We start from the raw sequence: 18,313 nt of genomic DNA, 5'->3' as shown, positions 1-18,313 counted from the left end.
TGAATTAATAAGCTAAGGCAAATAGCGCCTTAATATGGGACAAATAACGAATATTACTTGCTTCTTTCATCATGGTAGCTGGCAAACCTTTTAGAGAAGTATTGTTCGCGCCAATCGTAGCTACAGCATCTTTACGTCCGAGGCTGGCAAGCGTACCGGAGTTGATAGGGTTGAACGCCTCCATCTTCTTCTGTTCAAGGTACGCGTGCAGATTATAACCGATCAGCTCACCCATCTGCCATGCGATCTGAGCAGTTGGCGGATATGGACGGCCGTCTGGAGCGAAGAATACGGCGCTGTCGCCAGCCACGAATACGTCAGGATGGGATACGGATTGAAGATGCTCATTCACGGATGCGCGTCCGCGGTTCACTTCAAGACCCGATTCGCCAACGAGCGGGTTGCCTTGAACGCCGCCAGTCCATACGAAGGTGTTCGTTACGACCTGTGAACCGTCCTTCAAGTCAACGACGTTCCCTGCAACATTCGTAACCGCAACGCCCGTCAAGAACTTCACGCCGCGGGCTTCAAGACTCTCTGTTGCGCGAGCAATCAGATGATCTGGGAGCACTGGCAGAATCTTAGGCCCTGCCTCTACGAGAATCAGCTTGATCTCAGCAGGATCGATGCCGTAGTTCTTAGTCCATGCAGGCATCTTGTCTGCAATTTCGCCGACTAGCTCGACGCCCGTCAAGCCGCCGCCACCGATTAAGATGGTTGCATCAGCTTCATTTTTCGACTTCGCATAAGCTTGAAGACGATCTTGGATATGCTGATGGATCTTGTTCGCATCGTCTGCCGACTTCAGTACCATGCTGTTTTGCTCAAGGCCTGGAATGTTGAAGTATGCAGTCTTGCTTCCTAATGCAACTACTAAAGCGTCATAGTTCATGAAAGAACCGTCCGACAGTTTTACTTGCTTCTCATTAACGTTGAATGACTCTACCGTAGCGATGCGCAAATGGATATCTTGGCCTTTGAACAGCTTCTCTAACGGCATAGCAACAGCTTTTTCCGCAACGCTGCCTGCTGCCAGGCGATGCAATTCCGTAATGATTTGATGTGTTGGGTATTGATTAATAACCGTTACTTGCGCTTCAGCCTTGCTGTAATATTTACGAACATTTAATGCAGCTAGAAGTCCGCCATAGCCTGCACCTAAGATGACAATATGTTTAGACATAGTTTATCCTCCGTCCTTACTTATTCCATGAAAATGGAACTATTTTTGATTAGCTCGTTCACTTGAGATTTGAAGATAAGCGTTAGCGAAACGGAACAACTTCTGCGTTTGTGGATCCTTCATCATTTTTAATAGACCAAAGAGACCGATCGCTTCTTGACTTGCTTCAGCGCGATCCTTTGCTTCTATAGCCGTTGCCGCGATATTCTTAACCGTATCTGTAACAGGACCTGCAAGCTCCTTAATCGCGCCAACCGTGTCGTTCTTCAAGATATCGTCAGTTGCCACAGCTTGTACGAAATCATATGACTTTGTCAGTACGTTGACCATCTCGGTCAGCTTAGGCAGCTGCTCTACCAATACAGTTAGTGATTCCTGAACTTCCGGCTTCATCAGCTGATCCAGAATATCAAGCTTGCCTTGATTAGCGGATAACGGCAGCACTTCATGTTCAGTGTTGATTTGTGTGTTTGTTTCTGACATATCCAGTTCTCCTTTACAGTTAGCGTTTTTGCTTCATTCTAGGGGGCAGATTAACTTCTGCCTTCATACAAGTTCATAACTTGAAATAGAGTTTAGTGAATATCATCCTCAATTAATAACAATTATCACTTAATAAAACTAATTATAAAATACATATTGAAATAATTACAGAGGGGAAAGTCAACTTTTGAACATAAAATGTTGAAAAATTGTGAATTTTGTAACAGCGCTGTAGGAAATAGGTGTGAATCAAGCATTTACGAGATGAATTACTATATAATGAAATATAACCACATGAACATTAGCGAGGATGATAACAATGGAAAAAGTAAGCTCTGAAGAGCAGTATCAGACCCAAATTGCACAGGAAGGCTACACCATTTTGAAGTTCACTACGACATGGTGCCCGGATTGTAAAAATCTTGATCGCTTTATTGGCGATATCATTACCGAGCATGCTGATAAGACATGGCTCGAGATCGATGCTGAACAATATCAGCATATTGCGGAAGCGAATCAGGTTAGAGGTATTCCGAGTCTGATTATCTATAAGAACGGTCAGAAGGTTGGACATCTGCACAGCAAGTTTACGAAGACGCCGAATCAGATTAGAGAACTTCTAGATACGCTATCATAAATCGAACTTCATCCGGAATGCGGGGGTTATACGTGAGTAAGGCTTCAATGAAAACAGCAGCAGCTATTGGCTGCCTCGTTCTGATCTGGGGATTGAGCTGGCCCATATACAAGGTAGCTTTGGATTATACTCCTCCTATTCTATTTGCAGGGATGCGGTCGCTGTTTGGAGGGCTGCTGTTGTCTTTATTTCTGATACCGTATGGGAACAAGCTGAAGTGGCGTGAGAATTGGTTTCGTTACGTTATATCCGCCCTGTTCAACGCGGTATTGTTTTATGGACTTCAAAGTATCGGATTATTATATTTGCCAGGCGGGTTGTTTTCTGTAATTGTATACTTTCAGCCTGTGTTGATCGGTTTATTTGCCTGGATGTGGCTGGGCGAACGGATGTCGGCCATTAAGCTTACAGGCCTCATTGTCGGCTTCCTCGGCATATTGACGGTCAGCTCTGATGGAATAACAGGCGAGATCTCTATCATCGGTGTAATCTTGGCGTTATTGACGGCTCTAAGCTGGGCGCTGGGTGTCATCTATGTGAAAAAAGAGAGCGCGAAGGTAGATCCGATGTGGATGGTAGCCTTTCAATTTATAATAGGCGGGGCTATATTAACGGGAATTGGTACTGGGGTTGAGAGTTGGTCCGATATCGTATGGAACAGTTCTTACTTGCTCGGTTTAGGGTTTGGTGCGACGCTGGGTATTCCTGTTGCGTTTGTTATCTATTATAAGCTTGTCAGTACGGGCGATGCGAGTAGAGTCGCGTCGTTTACGTTTCTCGTACCTCTTATTGCAGTGTTAACGAGCACGATCTTCTTGGATGAGCCGTTCACGTATACGCTTCTTCTCGGTTTGATCCTGATCATCATTAGCATCTATTTCGTAAACTACTCGGGGAAGAGGAAAGATGTTAAGCTGCGAGAAGAGCTTCGTTATAATACTTAACACTAGTAGCTATTGATGCTGTCGTGTTGAATGAATAAGGGCTGTTCCCGAAGGTCTGAGCGACCTAGGGAACAGCCCTTTGCTATGTTTATGAAGGCGGGGCTTACAGCTTTACCCAAGCTGTGAGTCCGTCCGGTTGATCCGGGTTGATGCCTTGGCGTTTGGCGCTGGCAAGAGCAACGATCTGCGGGATGAACATGAATGGAATTCCTTGTGCCGCGATATCAAGCTCGCTTTCCGCGATAACAGCAAGGTCAACAACTTCCGCAGGCACGACGCTGGAGCGATCGCCAAAGGCGATAACCAGTGCTCCGCGGGCTTTAATATCCTGCATCAGCTTATGCTGATAATCAGTGCCTTCGTCTGTGAGAACAGCGATGACAAGCGTGTTCGGACCGATCGTTACCATCGGTCCGTGGCGCACATCGAGCAGATGGTAGGCGTGCGCTTGCACCTTCGCAATCTCCGTTAATGCGATGGCTCCTTCGGCAGCGAGTCCTTGGAGCTCGCCGTCTGCGAGCAGAACGGCATGCGACCAGTCCGTATCGGCTGCCTGTGCGAGAGCGGCTTCCACACGCTCCATATACGCTTCACCTTGGCGAATAGCTGTTCCAATATCCGCAATTAAACGTTCATCGTTGCCGATAAAGGCAGCAATCATCAGGTTAGCGGTGTAGAGGTTCGTTACCGTGCGCGTTTGACAGACGCTGTGATCGAATGCCCATGGCAACTCAAGCGAGAAGTCGGCTTTCTTCGATAGCGGTGAGTCTGCAACGCAGGACAATGCCAGCACAGGTATCGGCTGCTCCTGCTTGAGCGCATCTACAGCCTGGACAACCTCGCTCGTGCTGCCAGAGCGAGAAGGTGCGATGAGCAGGGTGTTATTCAGCATCGCGCGATATTGCTTGTAGTTGAGCATAAGATCGCCGCCTGCTAGCGCAGCTGCTGGCATGCCTGCACGTTTGCGAACAGAGAATGCCGCTGCTTCACTTAAGGTGTAGCTGGAGCCGCAGCCTGTAAAGGTAACGGAAGTAATAGACAGGGACTTGAAAAAGGCTTGAAGCTCATCCCGCTTGGACAGCATGTAGTCGTAGGTTTGTTGTAAAGCGCTGTATTGCTGCTTCGTTTCGGTATACGTTAAAGACTTCATCGGAGGCCTCCTCATATAGGGAAAATGATATTTGTATTGCTTACAATCATTATAATGAAATAATACATCATAAAAATGATTGAATCAATCATTTTAGAGGAATTTGCATGGATAGTTGTAACTTTGCCGAACTCCTGGCCACATATCCAATTAGATACATATAAGCAAGTTTATATTGCATAAGAGGTGCATAACCCATAAAATCGAAATGAATGCACGTTCCAACATTTGGATATAGTTATCCAAATCTCATGAAGCGAGGTATGGGGATGAGCCAATCGTGGTTTAACAGGCTGCTGCTTTCTTATATGCCTATCTTTATAGTCGTCATCTCGTTTACCTTCTTCGTAAGCTTTCAATTGATAAGTGAACAAGGCCGCACGGAAGCGATGAAAGCCAACAAGCAGCTTTCCTTGCAGGCCATGAGACTAATGGATACCTCGCTCAAGGCAATTGATAATATGGTGCTGCAGGAGATTATTAATAGCAGAGATCTACAGGATTTTTTCACGCAAACGGAACAGAGAGCGGCTTATATCGATATCCGTGCAGTTAAGAAGATGAATGATATGATCAGCTACTATCCCATTATCGATTCGATCTATCTTGTCCGTTTTTCCGACAGCTATGTTCTAAGCAATGCAACCCGAGATTATGTCAGCACTTATCCTGATAAGGCGTTCATTGAACAATTCAAAGACTCTGCTTCTGTAAAATGGACAAATCTAAGGACCTTTGAGCAATTTCCATTGGTAGGCGGGAAACAAGTCGTGAGCCTGGTCAGAGGTGCTCCCTTCATGGTGAATAATGAAGGGATGATCGTTGTGAACGTAGCCGCTGACAGCTTGCGGCGAATGACTACCGACATGCACGATCCGAACTACAGCTTCATTCAAGTTCGGGACAGATCAGGGCAGGCGATGCTTAATCTCGATATCCATATAGACGAATCAAACGTGACTGCGGATTATACCTCTGGATATACCGAATGGCAGTATGAGAGCGGATTTGTTCGAGGCGGAATAATGAATATCGTGTCCATGCTGTATAACGTATGGTCCATTATTGGTTTGACGATGGTTGTGTTCGGTTTGATCTGGATTGTATTTATTACGAGGCGCAATTCACGGCCGGTAGAGCAGATGGCGGCCCGAGTCAGCGGCTATATGCTGCCGCTAGCGAGTGGTACGAAGCGAGGACGAATAGATGAATTTTCATTTATCGAATCGGCTATCGATAACGTCATGGAGCAAGCACGACAGTTCCAGCAGCAGTATCGAGAGGATCTGCATTTGCGAACGCGACATCTATTCCATCAATTAATCGAAGATGGAACTACGCTCACGCGTGAACAATGGAAGCAGGAAGCGATACGATTACAGCTTCCAGAGCCTACAAGCCGGATTTCGATGTTTATCGTCGAGATCGATAAGTATGGGGAATTCTGCAATCAATTTTCACGCAAGGATCAGCATTTATTTAAGTTTGCATTGCATAGCCTCATTCAAGATATTGCGTCCAGGTCGGAAGTTAGGCAGTGGTCGGAATGGACTTCAGCGTCGCAATTGAGCACGCTGGTGTTTATTCGCGACGAGGATGTCATGATTGATTCCCAATCGCTGCTGCGCATAGCGGATAATGTTCGGGCGTGGACGGAGCAGAATTTAAAATTCACCGTTACGATAGCGATTGGAGAGCCAGCTCATCAGCTGGTCGACATCGCGCAGGCATACAAGGGTGCGCAGGAAGCGCTCAATTATAAAATGGTTCTTGGCGATAACCGTATTATTATTCGCGAAGACATATCAAGAGAAGGCCAGGTGGAAGTATACTCGCATCTTGTAGCTATTCGTTCGATTGTACAGTCGTTCCGAATGCAGGAGGAAGGCTGGAGAGAGAAGTACGATGCGCTCTTTACTCAATTTAAGCAAGGCCTGCTAACGAAGGATGAGATAATGAGCATCATGAATTATTTCATCTATCATCTCGATCGTGAAGCAGCGCATCTGCCATCCGAGGTGAAGGAGATCTGGCAGCACTCAGGTATGGAACAAATGAGCGAGATCATCGACACCTATGATTCCCTAGATCAGATGCAAATTGACATAGCGGAAGTGCTTGATGAACTTGCATTAGCTTTGGAAGCTGACCTGAACAAGCTGCAGCATGCGGCGATGATTCGGAATATGCGCAGTTTTATTGAACACAATTTCACAAGCCCGAACATGTCATTAGAGTGGTTAAGCGATGAATTCAACATGAATGCCAAATATGTGAGTCGATTGTTTAAGGAGCATACGGGTCAGAAATTCGTTGATTTTCTGATCGAGATTCGGCTCCAGGAAGCTAAGCGTTTGTTGAAAGAGACCCAGACTCCGGTTCAAATTATCGCTGAACAGGTAGGGTATACGAGCGCCAATTCGTTCGGTCGCGTCTTTAAGAAGGTGACAGGTTATTCGCCTGGAGAATATCGCATGGATGAAGCGCGAAGGCTGAACGGGTGAAAATGGTTCATTCTAAGAAAAATGAATATTATATCTTAAGATTGCTCGTGAATAGCAGTGCCGTTTGAGTTCGGCGCTGCTTTTTTATGCTTTATTTCCACGATACGAAAATAGTTCATTCGTTAATTATTGTATCTTGTCGACACTGTGCTGGCGGCTATAGACTTACATCAAGATACCGCTGACATGTAGGCCCATCGAAGAAAGGAGAGTCAGCCATGTCCAAGCAAGTGAATGCAGTAAGTGCACACGTGTTACCGACGGATTCCTCAGTGAAGAGGTCGGCCAGGAAGTCTGCGTGGATTCGAATGAGACGGCACTGGCAATTGTATCTGGTCATCTTCCTGCCTCTCGTTTACTTGATCATTTTTAAGTACATTCCAATGGCTGGAATCGTAATCGCTTTCAAAGATTACAATGTCATTCAAGGGATCTGGTCAAGTCCATGGGTCGGAATGAAGTACTTCAATCAATTTTTCGATTCGCCTAACTTCTGGCTGTATATCAAGAACACGCTAGGAATTAGTGTGTATGGACTGTTGGTAGGATTTCCAGCACCTATACTGTTAGCGCTTGCTCTCAATGAGATCCGAAATGGCCTGTTCAAGAAGAGCGTCCAGATGATATCCTACGCGCCTTATTTCATCTCAACCGTAATCATGGTGTCGATCATCATCGTGAATCTCACTCCGAATGTAGGCATTATCAGTAAGCTGTTTCAATTTTTCGGTATGGAAAATACAAACTTCATGGGCATCCCGGGTTTGTTCAAATCAATCTATGTATGGTCAGACGTCTGGCAGCATACGGGTTACGGCGCAATCATATATATTGCCGCACTGGCTGGAGTCAATCCGGAACTGTACGAGGCTGCCAAGGTCGACGGGGCATCACGTCTACAGAAGATCATCAACGTCGACATTCCAACCCTCATTCCGGTATCTGTCATCTTGTTGATCTTGAACCTGGGAAACATCATGAAGCTGGGTTTTGAGAAAATATATCTCATGCAGAATCCCCTCAATTTAAGCACCTCAGAAGTCATTTCTACTTACGTATACAAGGTTGGCTTGTTAGGCTCTAGCTTCAGCTTCTCAGCAGCCATTGGCTTCTTTAACTCCGTTGTTAATCTCATTTTGCTTGTATCTGTAAACTATATTGCACGGAAACTGTCCAGTACGAGCTTGTGGTAAGTTCATACAACCTTATAGGTGAAAGGGGTCCCTTATGGCCAGAACATCTACCATTCAGGAATCTCCGGCGGATCGAATCCTCGTCACGCTGATCTATATTTTCTTGACGATTATATTGGTCATTATTTTGCTTCCATTGCTATATATCATTAGTTCTTCGCTTAGCTCGCCGCAGGCAGTGGTTTCAGGCCAAGTGTGGATCTTTCCAATCGATATGACATTCGCAGGCTACAAAGCCGTATTCCAGAATCCTCAGATTGGTACAGGCTATGCGAATTCGCTCTTCTATACTGCGGTCGGAACGATGCTCAATGTTGTGCTGACTGTGATGCTGGCTTACCCGTTATCGCGAAAGACATTTTACGGACGCCATGTGGTTATGGTGTTGCTGGTCATAACGATGCTCTTTGACGGCGGATTAATTCCTTTTTACTTAGTTGTGAAAAATTTGCATCTGCTGGATACCCGCTGGGCTATGATCCTTCCAGGTGCGATGGCTGTATTTCAGGTCATTATAGCGCGGACATTTTTCCAAACGACGATTCCAGATGAACTGGCAGAAGCAGCAGAGCTGGATGGATGCGGTGATATTCGCTTCATGACAAGTGTCGTGCTGCCTTTGTCAAAGCCGATATTGGCTGTAATGACCTTGATGTATGCGGTGGGGCATTGGAATGCTTACTTTGATGCGCTGATCTTTTTGCGATCACAGGATCTGTTTCCGCTGCAGATCGTGCTGCGAAACATCTTAATTATGAATACGGTTGACGCTACGATGCTGGCGAATGCAGATCAGGTGCTTGCACAGCAAGGGCTTAAAGATCTGCTGAAATATTCATTGATTGTGGTGGCCAGCGCGCCAGTGCTGATCATTTATCCGTTTGTACAGAAGCATTTTGTTAAAGGCGTTATGATTGGATCCTTGAAGGGCTGATGAGATCGATTATAGATTGGAGGTGGGAAGGGGTACGGCATTAAGGCAATATGCATGATCTAGTTGTGAAGCTTGTAGCCATAATCTAATGTTGAGGGGAGTCTTCAGAATGGGGAAGAAATGGAGCAGAACATTTGCGGGGATACTTGGTATCGTATTATGCAGTGTGCTCGTCCTAACGGCATGCAATCCTGATGTAGCGAAGGAGCCGCCTGTTGTAAGTCAGAAAGATGGAGACAAGGTTAAGACTGAGGTCAAGGAAGAGCTATTCACTCCAGTCGGATCGTACCCAATCGTGAATAAACAGATGACAATCAAGATGTTTGCGCCACAGCTTTCGACTATTGAAAATATGGAGACGAACACCTATACCAAGTTTTTGGAAGAGAAGACAAACATCAAGATCGAATGGGATCTCGTTCCGGGAAATGCGTTAAATGATCGCAAACAGCTTATGTTGGCAAGCGGGGATTATCCTGAAGTAATCCTGCAGGGAGGTCTAACGAAGGAAGAACAGATGAAGTATGGCAAACAGGGGGTATTTATCCCGTTAAATGATCTGATTGATCAGTATGCACCGAATATCATGAAGGCGATTGAGGACATTTCTTACCTCAAGCAATCGATCACAGCGCCGGATGGCAACATCTATGCTCTGCCACAAGTGAATGAATGCTTCCACTGTGATAATGCCTTGAAGCTGTGGATCAATAAGGCATGGCTGGATAAGCTGAGCCTCCCAATACCGACTACGACAGAAGAATTCTATCAGGTTCTCAAGGCGTTTAAAGAGAAGGATCCGAACGGTAATAACAAGCAGGATGAGATACCGCTGACTGGTTCAGACGAGATGTGGGTGGGCAACATCTCTGCATTTTTGATGAACTCCTTTATAGTAGACGATTATACAGAGAAGAATGCGGGAACGTTCCTTATGGTGAAGGATGGCAAGGTCGATCTGGTGGCGAACAAGGAAGAGTGGAAGCAGGGACTGCTCTATCTTAACAAATTATACGCTGAAGGCTTGATCGATCCTGCGGCATTCACACAGAATGCAGACGCTATTCAGCAGTTAGCTAACCGCGAGCCGGACAATGTGCTGGGTGGTCTTACGTCAGCGTTAATAAGCTATGCATACGATATGTCGGATAAGCAGCCGCGCCATAAAGATTATGTGACGATTGCGCCGCTGAAAGGTCCAAACGGCGTTCAGCAGTCGCTTAACTTTGCAGGGATCGGAAGTTCGCAATTTGCGATTACGAACAAGGCAACGAAGGAGCAGCAGATTGCCGCTATTCGCTTAGCTGATTATTTGTTCACCGAGGAAGCGATTGTACTTCAGGAAAACGGTCCGGAAGGAAAGGGTTGGAAGAAGGCGGAGCCAGGCGAAAAGGATATTAACGGCCAACAGGCTAAATATGCGTTTATACAGCAAGAGAAGAAACCGACTCATAATGATGGCTGGGAGCAGATTGGTCCTTCTCTCCGCACGTATGCTTATCGCGATTCATGGGTTGCGCCTCAGGATCCGTTAGCAGAAGGCGGTTATGGCACTCGTCTGCAAATGGAGTCGAAGAAATACGTGCCTTACCATTCAAAGGAAAAGTATCCTAACAGTATATTTATTGCTCTTGAAGATGCAGAGATTGCAGCACAGCTAAAAACGACGATCATTGATTATGTGAAGTCGAATATGGCGCAATTTATTACGGGCTCCAAAGATATCGAGAAAGAGTGGAACGGTTATGTAAAGGGCTTTGATGGTCTGCAAACCGAAAAGTATATTGAGATCTATCAGAAAGCTCTGACTATCAAATAATTGAATTTCGCGTTATACAGCGGCAAGCTCGGGCTATTCTGCGCGGGGTCGTGAAGAGGGCATAACCATCTGGCTATAAGAATCGGAGGTGCCAATCCACGACCTCGAGCTTTATCGTTGTATTATTGTTCCAACGGCGAACTAGCGTGAATCAACTTTACAATCGACAATAATAATGTTATATTAATCGAGTACTCCTTTTTTAACTTTTAAACGTGCGGTAGTGGTGGAATGGCAGACACGCTATCTTGAGGGGGTAGTGGGCGTACGCTCGTGGAGGTTCGAGTCCTCTCTACCGCACCATAAACTAATCATTCAGAACTCTTGCGCTGCAAGAGTTTTTTTGTGCATTCATACATAATCCCTTGAAGTCAGATGGGAACTCTAGACCTTCGGAGCGTTGATCAGCGACATAAGTATTCGGTCTCGGGAGAAGCAGGAGCATGTCTGTGAGAGCATTTGACCATTATCCCCTGAAGTCAGGTGGGAACTCTAGACCTTCGGGGCGGTGATCAGCGGCATAAGTAGTCGGTCTCATGATAAGAAGGAGTATGTCTGAGAGAGCATTTGACCATTATCCCCTAAAGTCAGGTGGGAACTCTAGACCTTCGGAGCGGTGATCAGCGACATAAGTAGTCGGCCTCGGGAGAAGAAGGAGTATGTCTGAGAGAGCGTTTGACCATTATCCCATTGTCTCAGGTACGATATACGCAATGACCACTATACAGGTATAGTTTCAAAGACAATTATCGTAAGATGGATACCGAAAAAATATCAGTCTGGCAAAAAAGGCGGCTTCTTAGGATATGATGACCAACCATTTTAAGAATGATTGCGTAGTAGTGGCGTGTGCACAACAATTAATAGACCTTAATTGATCAGGTTAAGGTAATTACGCTGCTAGATATCGAGAGGAAATCGTGTTATGTCTTAATAATGTACGGTAGCGACTGGACATAGATGAACTGATTAAGAGTTCCCATGCAGAATAGCGCCCCGAGCTTGCATTGGAGCGAAAGCAGAATTCATCTAAATAGCGCTGCAGATACTTGATTCCAATCCCGTGGAATGTATCAATCATCCAATTATGAGCTTGTTTAAAAGCTCTCTTCAGAGTATGAAACTTCTGTGCTCGGTAGAGATGAGTAATAATCGAGATATTAGACGCTTCTGTATGAGTATGCAGATCAATAAAATGGCTGCAAGCAATAGGGCGCAGATTTCTACCATAAAGGTGTTGTCGATTGACGGTCTTCATCTTGAGGCGGATGATTTGATCCTCTGTGCCAATGGTAGCAGCAACAATAAGAGGATGCTCATAAGGAAGAAGCTCCAGCGTTGAACGAAAAAGTGGCTTGCAATGATAATCTACAATTCCTTGAACGTTATGTTCTAATGGAGAATCCGTGTCTATAGTACTGATAACAGATCGGATCTTATGGAGCATAGACCAAGCTGTTTTATAAGTAACCTGGATAATAGAGCGCAGCTTAACAGCGTTGATATTAATATTGTGCTGAGAAACGAGCCATATGGCAGTGATCCATTTGTGCAATGGGGTGCGGCTATTCTCCATGATAGTGTTAGTTATGAGCGATGTCTGATGATGACATGCACAGCATTCATACAGCGGGAGCCGCCTTGTATTAATGACATAAGCATGCGAATGCTGGCAGCGTGGACATACGAATCCCTGCGGCCATTTCAAATTGTATAAGTAGGAAACACAAACTTGCTCGTCCGTAAAATGAAGAGATAGTTCCTCAAGCGAATTCCACGAGTTCCAGTTCTCCATAAATTAACCTCCTGAATATCAGAAGAAGGATGAATGTTCCTGCTTTATAGTGAAATTATACCAAACAAACGTTCTCATATCAACCATTTTTATGTTATTTTTTTGTTTTGCAACAATAGCTGATGACTATATTATAGATGGTCAGACGTGCGGAAACCTGAGTGAAAGGGAGAGTGGTCAAAAGAGCTTGGAAGAGACATGCCACAGGGGAATGGCACAGAGCGAAGCCGAGAAGAAGAGCGCGATGTGCCGCCTGAGTGAAAGGGAGAATGGTCAAAAGAGCTTGGAAGAGACATGCCGTAGGGGGATGGCATAGGGCGAAGCCGAGAAGAAGAGCGCAATGTGCCGCCTTAGTGAAAGGGAGAAAGGTCAAAAGAGCATGGAAGAGACATGCCACAGGGAAATGGCACAGGGCGAAGCTGATAAGAGAAGTGCGATGTGTCGCCTGAGTGAAAGGGAGAAAGGTCAAAAGAGCTTGGAAGAGACATGCCACAGGGGAATGACACAGGGCGAAGCCGAGAAGAAGAGTGCGATGTGCCGCCTGAGTGAAAGGGAGAGAGGTCAAATGTGCTTGGTAAAAACAGGCGTTGGGAGTTCAAGGATAATTGGAAATCATAAAAAGTGACAAGAGGCTTGTCCCCTTAACCAGCTAAGCTGATTATAAGGCAAGCCTCTTTATCTATAGTCAGTCATTCCAGCTGCCTTATATTTCATCCGGTGAGATCCACTCTTTGGACCAATTTTCGATTTCAATTAGCAAAGGCTTTAAAGACAGTCCCTTATCTGTAAGTGAATATTCAATCCTAACGGGAGTTTCCGGATATACATCGCGCTTAACGATCCCTTTAAGCTCAAGCTCCTTGAGTCGTTCAGACAATACTTTGCCGCTGATGGTTATTGCAGCTTCGATCTCACTGAAGCGTTGAGGACCGCTGTTAAGCAACTGATAGATGATAAGTGCCGTCCAGCGCTGACTGATGATGCCGACCGCTTTCTCAAAACGGGGACACAACTGTGATTGATTCATGTTCCTCACCTCTATGTATTTATTATATATGGAACTAATAAAAAGTAAAACAATATATATTTTATAGTTGGTGGCTTGACAAATAAAATGTACGATCTTATACTAACTTACATAAAGTAATTAGCTTTTGTTAAGTACACAAAGAAGAGAGGTGCTATGATGGGATTCCATTCACATCCGAATTTATTTATTCGCGATATAACACTGCAGGTTAGTCAGCTTGAGCGGTCAATTGCATTTTATGTTGATTTATTAGGATTTAAGGTTTTGAAGCGGGAGGAAAGCAGAGTCACATTAACGGCCGATGGCACATCGCCGCTCATTATCCTTGAACAGCCGCATGATGTGAAACCGAAACAGCCAAGAACATCAGGCTTGTATCACTTTGCTATATTGCTGCCTACACGAGCAGATCTAGGAAAGTTCCTTGAACACTTAGCAGAGAAGCAGATAGGAATCGGTGCAGCGGATCACATTGTGAGTGAAGTACTTTATTTATCTGATCCTGATGACAATGGCATTGAAGTATATATCGATCGTCCATCAGAGACTTGGACCTGGAATAATAATCAAGTGTTGATGACAACTGATCCGTTAAACGCACAGGGAGTACTAGCTGCCGGAAATGGTGAAAAGTGGACAGGAATGCCAGCTGGCACTTTAATGGGGCATATTCACTTGCATGTTTCTAATTTGCAGGAGGCGAGAGAGTTTTATACTGAGGTGCTTGGTTATGAAGTGGTATGCGAATACGAATCACAAGCATTGTTCCTCTCTTCCGGAAAATACCACCACCACGTTGGCTTAAATACATGGAATGGAGTAGGGGCTCCTGCACCGGATGCACGAAGCGCAGGGATGAAAGTATATTCGATTGCGATTCCATCTGAGTCTTATAAGCAGCGAGTAATTCAATCATTAGTAGCGAAGAATACTAAGTATGAAGAAGTAGACGGAGTGTTGTATACGAGTGACCCATCTCATAACCGGATTGCTCTTCATATAACTCAATTTTGATGGCTAATAGTTTACAAATAATATTTCCAAATACATTACATTTGAAGGAGAAATTCATATGTCTAAAGATTTTTACACAGCAATGAAGGACAGACGTTCCATGTACATGATTAGCAAGGAGTCTACAATTTCGGATGCAAGAATTCAAGAAGTTGTTGAAGAGGCGATTAAACACGCTCCGACTGCATTTAATTCGCAGAGCACAAGAGCAGTTGTATTGCTTAAAGAACAACATGATAAGCTGTGGGATATTACAACTGAAACGCTACGTAAGATCGTTCCAGCTGATTCATTTGCTGATACACAGAACAAGATGAATATGTTCAAAGCGGGTTATGGAACTGTATTGTATTTTAACGATGAATCGATCGTTGAGTCTCTGCAGCAGCAATACAGCCTATATAAAGATAATTTTCCAATCTGGGCCGAGCAATCAACAGGAATACTGCAATACTTAGTATGGACTTCACTGGAGCTTGAAGGCCTCGGCGCAACCTTGCAGCATTACAATCCATTGATTGACGAAGAAGTGAAGAAGGAATGGAATATTCCAGCTTCTTGGAAGCTTACGGCACAGATGCCATTCGGTAAACCTACAGCACCAGCCGGTGAAAAACAATTTTCGCCTGTAGAGGAGCGCGTGAAAGTATATAAGTAATAAGTAGTATGGTGCAAAAAAAGCCCCTCCTGATCAATATCAGTGAGGGGCTTTTGGGTTCAATCTCCGTTTGCGATTATTTTTTGATGAACCTCAGGATCACATACGACGTAAAGTCTAGCATCATGTGGAATGGTTTCATTCAGCTTGCAGTTAATCGTCATATCATTGCGATCTGATATGAGTGTAGCACCTTGCATCAGCAAATGATGAAATGCATCTTGATAAGTCTTCCATTCACTCTTTTTAGGAACATAATAAATATTAGATCCATTCCGCTTACTTAACAGTTGAGTGATAATGTCGATGTTCCCTTCACGAAGTGCTGAGCGAGCGGCAAGACGCGACACAGCATTATATGAAAGAATGAACTCATTCACTTGGATGTGAAGAAAGGTTTTTATATGTTTCTCCTGCATAATTTCAACTGTGGTATGCACCTCAGGAGCTATGCTCTCAATACCGGAAGCGATTAATAATGACTTGCCATCCATAAGAGAGGGGTCGTCAATTCGGGCGTCAGCAAACAAAATGGCCGACCTTGCTTTATCGATGTTAGCTTTGAGGAGCGTGCTTTCTGAGGTTGGATCACCGCTTACAAATTGTACATTCGAGTGCATGTATGGATGTTTGTCGGAGTCATCGATGATGACAATTTCGATCTTGGGATCGTTTTCCAACAGTTCTTCAACGGCATACTGAGCCTTTTTACTCCAATTAATAATGACAATGTGATTTTTGCCTAGGTACTGCAATCTGCCTGACTCCCTTCGCTTATGAAATTTGTTTAATCCATCGATGATCTTTCCGATAATCAAGCTCAACAGACCGATGCCGAATATATAGATGAAAATGGTTAGCGCCATTCCTGCTGTGGTATGAGGAGAATAGTCGCCATAGCCGACTGTAGCCATCGTGGTTAGAACCCAGTAGAGTGCGGTAAACCAGGTTCCATACGTTTCAGGCTCCAGCAAATATGCAGCTGAAGCGCTTATGAAAAGGAAGAGTAGTGTGAATACAGCCAGCGCCCAGTTTTCAATCTTTAGCATCTGAATAGATAGACGGCGTAAGAAATATATCAAAGTAATAGTTACCTCCTAATGTCAGTATGCTTACTTGTTAAAGGTTTCAGTTATTATGCTGAAATAAGGTGAACACATAAACAATACGGATAAAGGCTTGATGAAGTAGCAAATAGTTTTATTTTGATGTAAAATATTGGTCTAAAAACAAGAACCTTCGACACTGCTGTGACCAGTGTGCTGAAGGTTCTTGTCGTATATTGGACTAAAGTGAATTAGATGAAAAATAGCTGTTTCATTTATTTTGATAAATTCAAGAGTACGACTCCGCCAATAATGAACAGGATGCCAAGCGCACCTGTCCAAGTAATCTGCTCCTTGAACAGCAGGAAGCCGATAATCGCGGTTGCTAACGTACCGACACCTGACCAGATCGCATAGGCGGAGCTAAGCGGGATAGATCGCAGCGCCAACGATAAAGAATAGAAGGCGAGTCCATAACCGATGATAACCCCAATTGAAGGCAGGAAGCGGGTAAAGCCGTTCGTATACTTCAGCATCGAGCTTCCGAAGACTTCACTCGCGATGGCAATCGCAAGCCAGATATAAGACATAATTTGGCATCTCCTTAGCGACTAAATGAAATAAGGGGGCCGTGAATTAGGCCCACAAGGCCATAAGTGTGCCGCTGAACGCACCAAGCAGCACGATGAGCCATGGCGGCAGTTTCCAGTATGCGAGCAGCACGAACAGCACTGCTGCGAGCGAAAAGTCAGCGGCGCCTTGTACGGCTGTTGTAAACAGCGGATCGTACAAGGCGGCGAGCAGTATGCCGACGACCGCGGCATTGATCGCGGTCATGGCCTGCTGCATCCGCGCATTGCCGCGGATGGTGTTCCAGAACGGCAGCGCGCCTGCGACAAGCAGGAACGCGGGCAGGAAGATCGCGATGGTGGCGATGATGGCGCCGCCGATGCCTCTAGCCGCCATGCCGATATAGCTGGCGAAGGTGAACAATGGGCCGGGTACCGCCTGCGCAGCAGCGTAGCCAGCCAGAAATTGCTCGGCGTCGATCCAGCCGGTCGGCACGAATTCGCGCTCAAGCAGCGGCAGCACGACGTGGCCGCCGCCGAATACGAGCGAGCCGGAGCGATAGAAGCTGTCCGCCATCGCGATCAGGCTCTCTGGATAGAGTGCTCCCGCTATTGGCAGCGCGGCAAGCAGCGCCGCGAACAGCGCGAGGCAGCCGTACGCCGTGCGCCGGCTGACTGGCATCGCCAGCATCGGCGCCTCCTGCGCCGCTTGCTTGCGGAACAGCAGCAGGCCAAGCAAGCCAGCCGCGATGATAATCGCGAGCTGTGCATAAACGGCCTGCCATAGCAGCGCAAGCGAAGCGGCGCCGACGGCGATGCTGGCGCGGGCGCGCCCCGCGGCAAGCTTCTGGCCCATGCCAAGCACCGCATGGGCCACGATCGCCACGGCCACGATCTTCAGGCCGTGGAGCCAGCCCGCCGCGCTAACATCCGCGCCCTGCAGCAGCCAGGCGAATGCTGCAAGCGCGATGACGGACGGCATCGTGAAGCCTAGCCAGGCTACGATGCCGCCCAGGATGCCGCCGCGCAGCAGGCCGATGCCGATGCCGACCTGACTGCTGGCAGGCCCCGGCAGGAACTGGCATAGCGCGACCAGTTCAGCATATGCCTTCTCATCGAGCCATTGCCGCCTTCGAATATAAGCTTCATGAAAATATCCAAGATGTGCAGTCGGACCGCCGAATGAAGTCAGTCCGAGCCGCAGCGATACACGAAATAATTCTAATAATACAGCTCCTCGACGTATAGTTGGAGGATTGGCTGAGGATGGCACAATTGTTCAACTCCTTGTATCCAGTTGATGACTATCCAACTACCATCATAATAGAAGATGAACCATCCTTACTTTAATAGT

16 protein-coding genes and 1 tRNA gene are annotated in these 18,313 nt (G+C 45.9%); 9 read left to right on the top strand and 8 right to left on the bottom strand.

What is annotated here, in order from left to right; all coding sequences use genetic code 11:
- Positions 1-4: 4 nt before the first annotated feature.
- Together AC3WTP_RS09390 and AC3WTP_RS09385 are read right to left on the bottom strand one after the other, a co-directional pair.
- Complete coding sequence (locus AC3WTP_RS09390; protein ID WP_492394339.1) at positions 5-1,183, bottom strand: NAD(P)/FAD-dependent oxidoreductase; 1,179 nt, start codon at positions 1,181-1,183, stop codon at positions 5-7.
- A 39-nt stretch (positions 1,184-1,222) separates the two neighbouring features.
- Complete coding sequence (locus AC3WTP_RS09385) at positions 1,223-1,666, bottom strand: helical membrane plugin domain-containing protein (protein ID WP_492394338.1); 444 nt, start codon at positions 1,664-1,666, stop codon at positions 1,223-1,225.
- Positions 1,667-1,985: 319 nt separating this feature from the next.
- Here AC3WTP_RS09385 and AC3WTP_RS09380 point away from each other — a divergent pair, with 319 nt between their 5' ends.
- On the top strand, positions 1,986-2,303 hold the full coding sequence (locus AC3WTP_RS09380) for a thioredoxin family protein (RefSeq protein ID WP_492394337.1): 318 nt from the start codon (positions 1,986-1,988) through the stop codon (positions 2,301-2,303).
- 47 nt (positions 2,304-2,350) lie between these two features.
- Complete coding sequence (locus AC3WTP_RS09375) at positions 2,351-3,247, top strand: DMT family transporter (protein ID WP_492394495.1); 897 nt, start codon at positions 2,351-2,353, stop codon at positions 3,245-3,247.
- Between the two features lie 103 nt (positions 3,248-3,350).
- Here the strand turns inward: AC3WTP_RS09375 and AC3WTP_RS09370 are convergent, their stop codons facing one another.
- Positions 3,351-4,397: an SIS domain-containing protein gene (locus AC3WTP_RS09370; RefSeq protein WP_492394336.1), complete on the bottom strand. Its 1,047-nt coding sequence runs from the start codon at positions 4,395-4,397 to the stop codon at positions 3,351-3,353.
- Between the two features lie 269 nt (positions 4,398-4,666).
- On the opposite strand from AC3WTP_RS09370, the gene AC3WTP_RS09365 reads away from it, so the two are divergent.
- The 5 genes from AC3WTP_RS09365 (at position 4,667) to AC3WTP_RS09345 (ending at position 11,150) form a co-directional block, all read left to right on the top strand.
- A complete protein-coding gene (locus AC3WTP_RS09365; RefSeq protein ID WP_492394335.1) occupies positions 4,667-6,901 on the top strand; it encodes a helix-turn-helix domain-containing protein in 2,235 nt (744 codons plus the stop codon).
- Between the two features lie 308 nt (positions 6,902-7,209).
- On the top strand, positions 7,210-8,094 hold the full coding sequence (locus tag AC3WTP_RS09360) for an ABC transporter permease (RefSeq protein ID WP_492394494.1): 885 nt from the start codon (positions 7,210-7,212) through the stop codon (positions 8,092-8,094).
- Positions 8,095-8,128: 34 nt separating this feature from the next.
- Positions 8,129-9,028 carry a carbohydrate ABC transporter permease gene (locus tag AC3WTP_RS09355; RefSeq protein ID WP_492394334.1) on the top strand — a complete coding sequence of 300 codons (900 nt, stop codon included), beginning with the start codon at positions 8,129-8,131 and terminating at the stop codon, positions 9,026-9,028.
- Positions 9,029-9,137: 109 nt separating this feature from the next.
- A complete protein-coding gene (locus AC3WTP_RS09350; protein WP_492394333.1) occupies positions 9,138-10,847 on the top strand; it encodes an extracellular solute-binding protein in 1,710 nt (569 codons plus the stop codon).
- A gap of 217 nt (positions 10,848-11,064) precedes the next feature.
- Positions 11,065-11,150, top strand: a tRNA-Leu gene (locus AC3WTP_RS09345).
- Positions 11,151-11,739: 589 nt separating this feature from the next.
- Here the strand turns inward: AC3WTP_RS09345 and AC3WTP_RS09340 are convergent.
- Both AC3WTP_RS09340 and catR read right to left on the bottom strand, forming a co-directional pair.
- Positions 11,740-12,642 carry an IS1595 family transposase gene (locus AC3WTP_RS09340; protein WP_492394332.1) on the bottom strand — a complete coding sequence of 301 codons (903 nt, stop codon included), beginning with the start codon at positions 12,640-12,642 and terminating at the stop codon, positions 11,740-11,742.
- A 703-nt stretch (positions 12,643-13,345) separates the two neighbouring features.
- A complete protein-coding gene (gene catR / locus AC3WTP_RS09335) occupies positions 13,346-13,669 on the bottom strand; it encodes a catDE operon transcriptional regulator CatR (RefSeq protein WP_492394331.1) in 324 nt (107 codons plus the stop codon).
- 159 nt (positions 13,670-13,828) lie between these two features.
- Here catR and AC3WTP_RS09330 point away from each other — a divergent pair, with 159 nt between their 5' ends.
- On the top strand, positions 13,829-14,686 hold the full coding sequence (locus AC3WTP_RS09330; protein WP_492394330.1) for a VOC family protein: 858 nt from the start codon (positions 13,829-13,831) through the stop codon (positions 14,684-14,686).
- A gap of 58 nt (positions 14,687-14,744) precedes the next feature.
- Positions 14,745-15,344, top strand: a complete 600-nt coding sequence (locus AC3WTP_RS09325) for a nitroreductase family protein (RefSeq protein WP_492394329.1) — start codon at positions 14,745-14,747, stop codon at positions 15,342-15,344.
- A 59-nt stretch (positions 15,345-15,403) separates the two neighbouring features.
- Here the strand turns inward: AC3WTP_RS09325 and AC3WTP_RS09320 are convergent, their stop codons facing one another.
- From AC3WTP_RS09320 to chrA, 3 genes are all read right to left on the bottom strand, one after another.
- Complete coding sequence (locus tag AC3WTP_RS09320) at positions 15,404-16,426, bottom strand: potassium channel family protein (protein ID WP_492394328.1); 1,023 nt, start codon at positions 16,424-16,426, stop codon at positions 15,404-15,406.
- A 239-nt stretch (positions 16,427-16,665) separates the two neighbouring features.
- Positions 16,666-16,980, bottom strand: coding sequence for a DMT family transporter (locus tag AC3WTP_RS09315; protein WP_492394327.1), 315 nt, complete (start codon positions 16,978-16,980; stop codon positions 16,666-16,668).
- A gap of 46 nt (positions 16,981-17,026) precedes the next feature.
- Positions 17,027-18,232, bottom strand: a complete 1,206-nt coding sequence (chrA, locus tag AC3WTP_RS09310) for a chromate efflux transporter (RefSeq protein ID WP_492394326.1) — start codon at positions 18,230-18,232, stop codon at positions 17,027-17,029.
- Positions 18,233-18,313 lie beyond the last annotated feature (81 nt).

The organism is Paenibacillus sp. EB106-04-04-XG159 (genome assembly GCF_058791835.1).
This window is presented reverse-complemented; position numbering and strand designations above follow the sequence as displayed.

Bases quoted from the DNA above. Each gene is read 5' to 3' on its own strand.
- AC3WTP_RS09390 (WP_492394339.1), bottom strand. From the start codon at position 1,183: ATGTCTAAACATATTGTCATCTTAGGTGCAGGCTATGGCGGACTTCTA.
- AC3WTP_RS09385 (WP_492394338.1), bottom strand. From the start codon at position 1,666: ATGTCAGAAACAAACACACAAATCAACACTGAACATGAAGTGCTGCCG.
- AC3WTP_RS09380 (WP_492394337.1), top strand. From the start codon at position 1,986: ATGGAAAAAGTAAGCTCTGAAGAGCAGTATCAGACCCAAATTGCACAG.
- AC3WTP_RS09375 (WP_492394495.1), top strand. From the start codon at position 2,351: ATGAAAACAGCAGCAGCTATTGGCTGCCTCGTTCTGATCTGGGGATTG.
- AC3WTP_RS09370 (WP_492394336.1), bottom strand. From the start codon at position 4,397: ATGAAGTCTTTAACGTATACCGAAACGAAGCAGCAATACAGCGCTTTA.
- AC3WTP_RS09365 (WP_492394335.1), top strand. From the start codon at position 4,667: ATGAGCCAATCGTGGTTTAACAGGCTGCTGCTTTCTTATATGCCTATC.
- AC3WTP_RS09360 (WP_492394494.1), top strand. From the start codon at position 7,210: ATGAGACGGCACTGGCAATTGTATCTGGTCATCTTCCTGCCTCTCGTT.
- AC3WTP_RS09355 (WP_492394334.1), top strand. From the start codon at position 8,129: ATGGCCAGAACATCTACCATTCAGGAATCTCCGGCGGATCGAATCCTC.
- AC3WTP_RS09350 (WP_492394333.1), top strand. From the start codon at position 9,138: ATGGGGAAGAAATGGAGCAGAACATTTGCGGGGATACTTGGTATCGTA.
- AC3WTP_RS09340 (WP_492394332.1), bottom strand. From the start codon at position 12,642: ATGGAGAACTGGAACTCGTGGAATTCGCTTGAGGAACTATCTCTTCAT.
- catR (WP_492394331.1), bottom strand. From the start codon at position 13,669: ATGAATCAATCACAGTTGTGTCCCCGTTTTGAGAAAGCGGTCGGCATC.
- AC3WTP_RS09330 (WP_492394330.1), top strand. From the start codon at position 13,829: ATGGGATTCCATTCACATCCGAATTTATTTATTCGCGATATAACACTG.
- AC3WTP_RS09325 (WP_492394329.1), top strand. From the start codon at position 14,745: ATGTCTAAAGATTTTTACACAGCAATGAAGGACAGACGTTCCATGTAC.
- AC3WTP_RS09315 (WP_492394327.1), bottom strand. From the start codon at position 16,980: ATGTCTTATATCTGGCTTGCGATTGCCATCGCGAGTGAAGTCTTCGGA.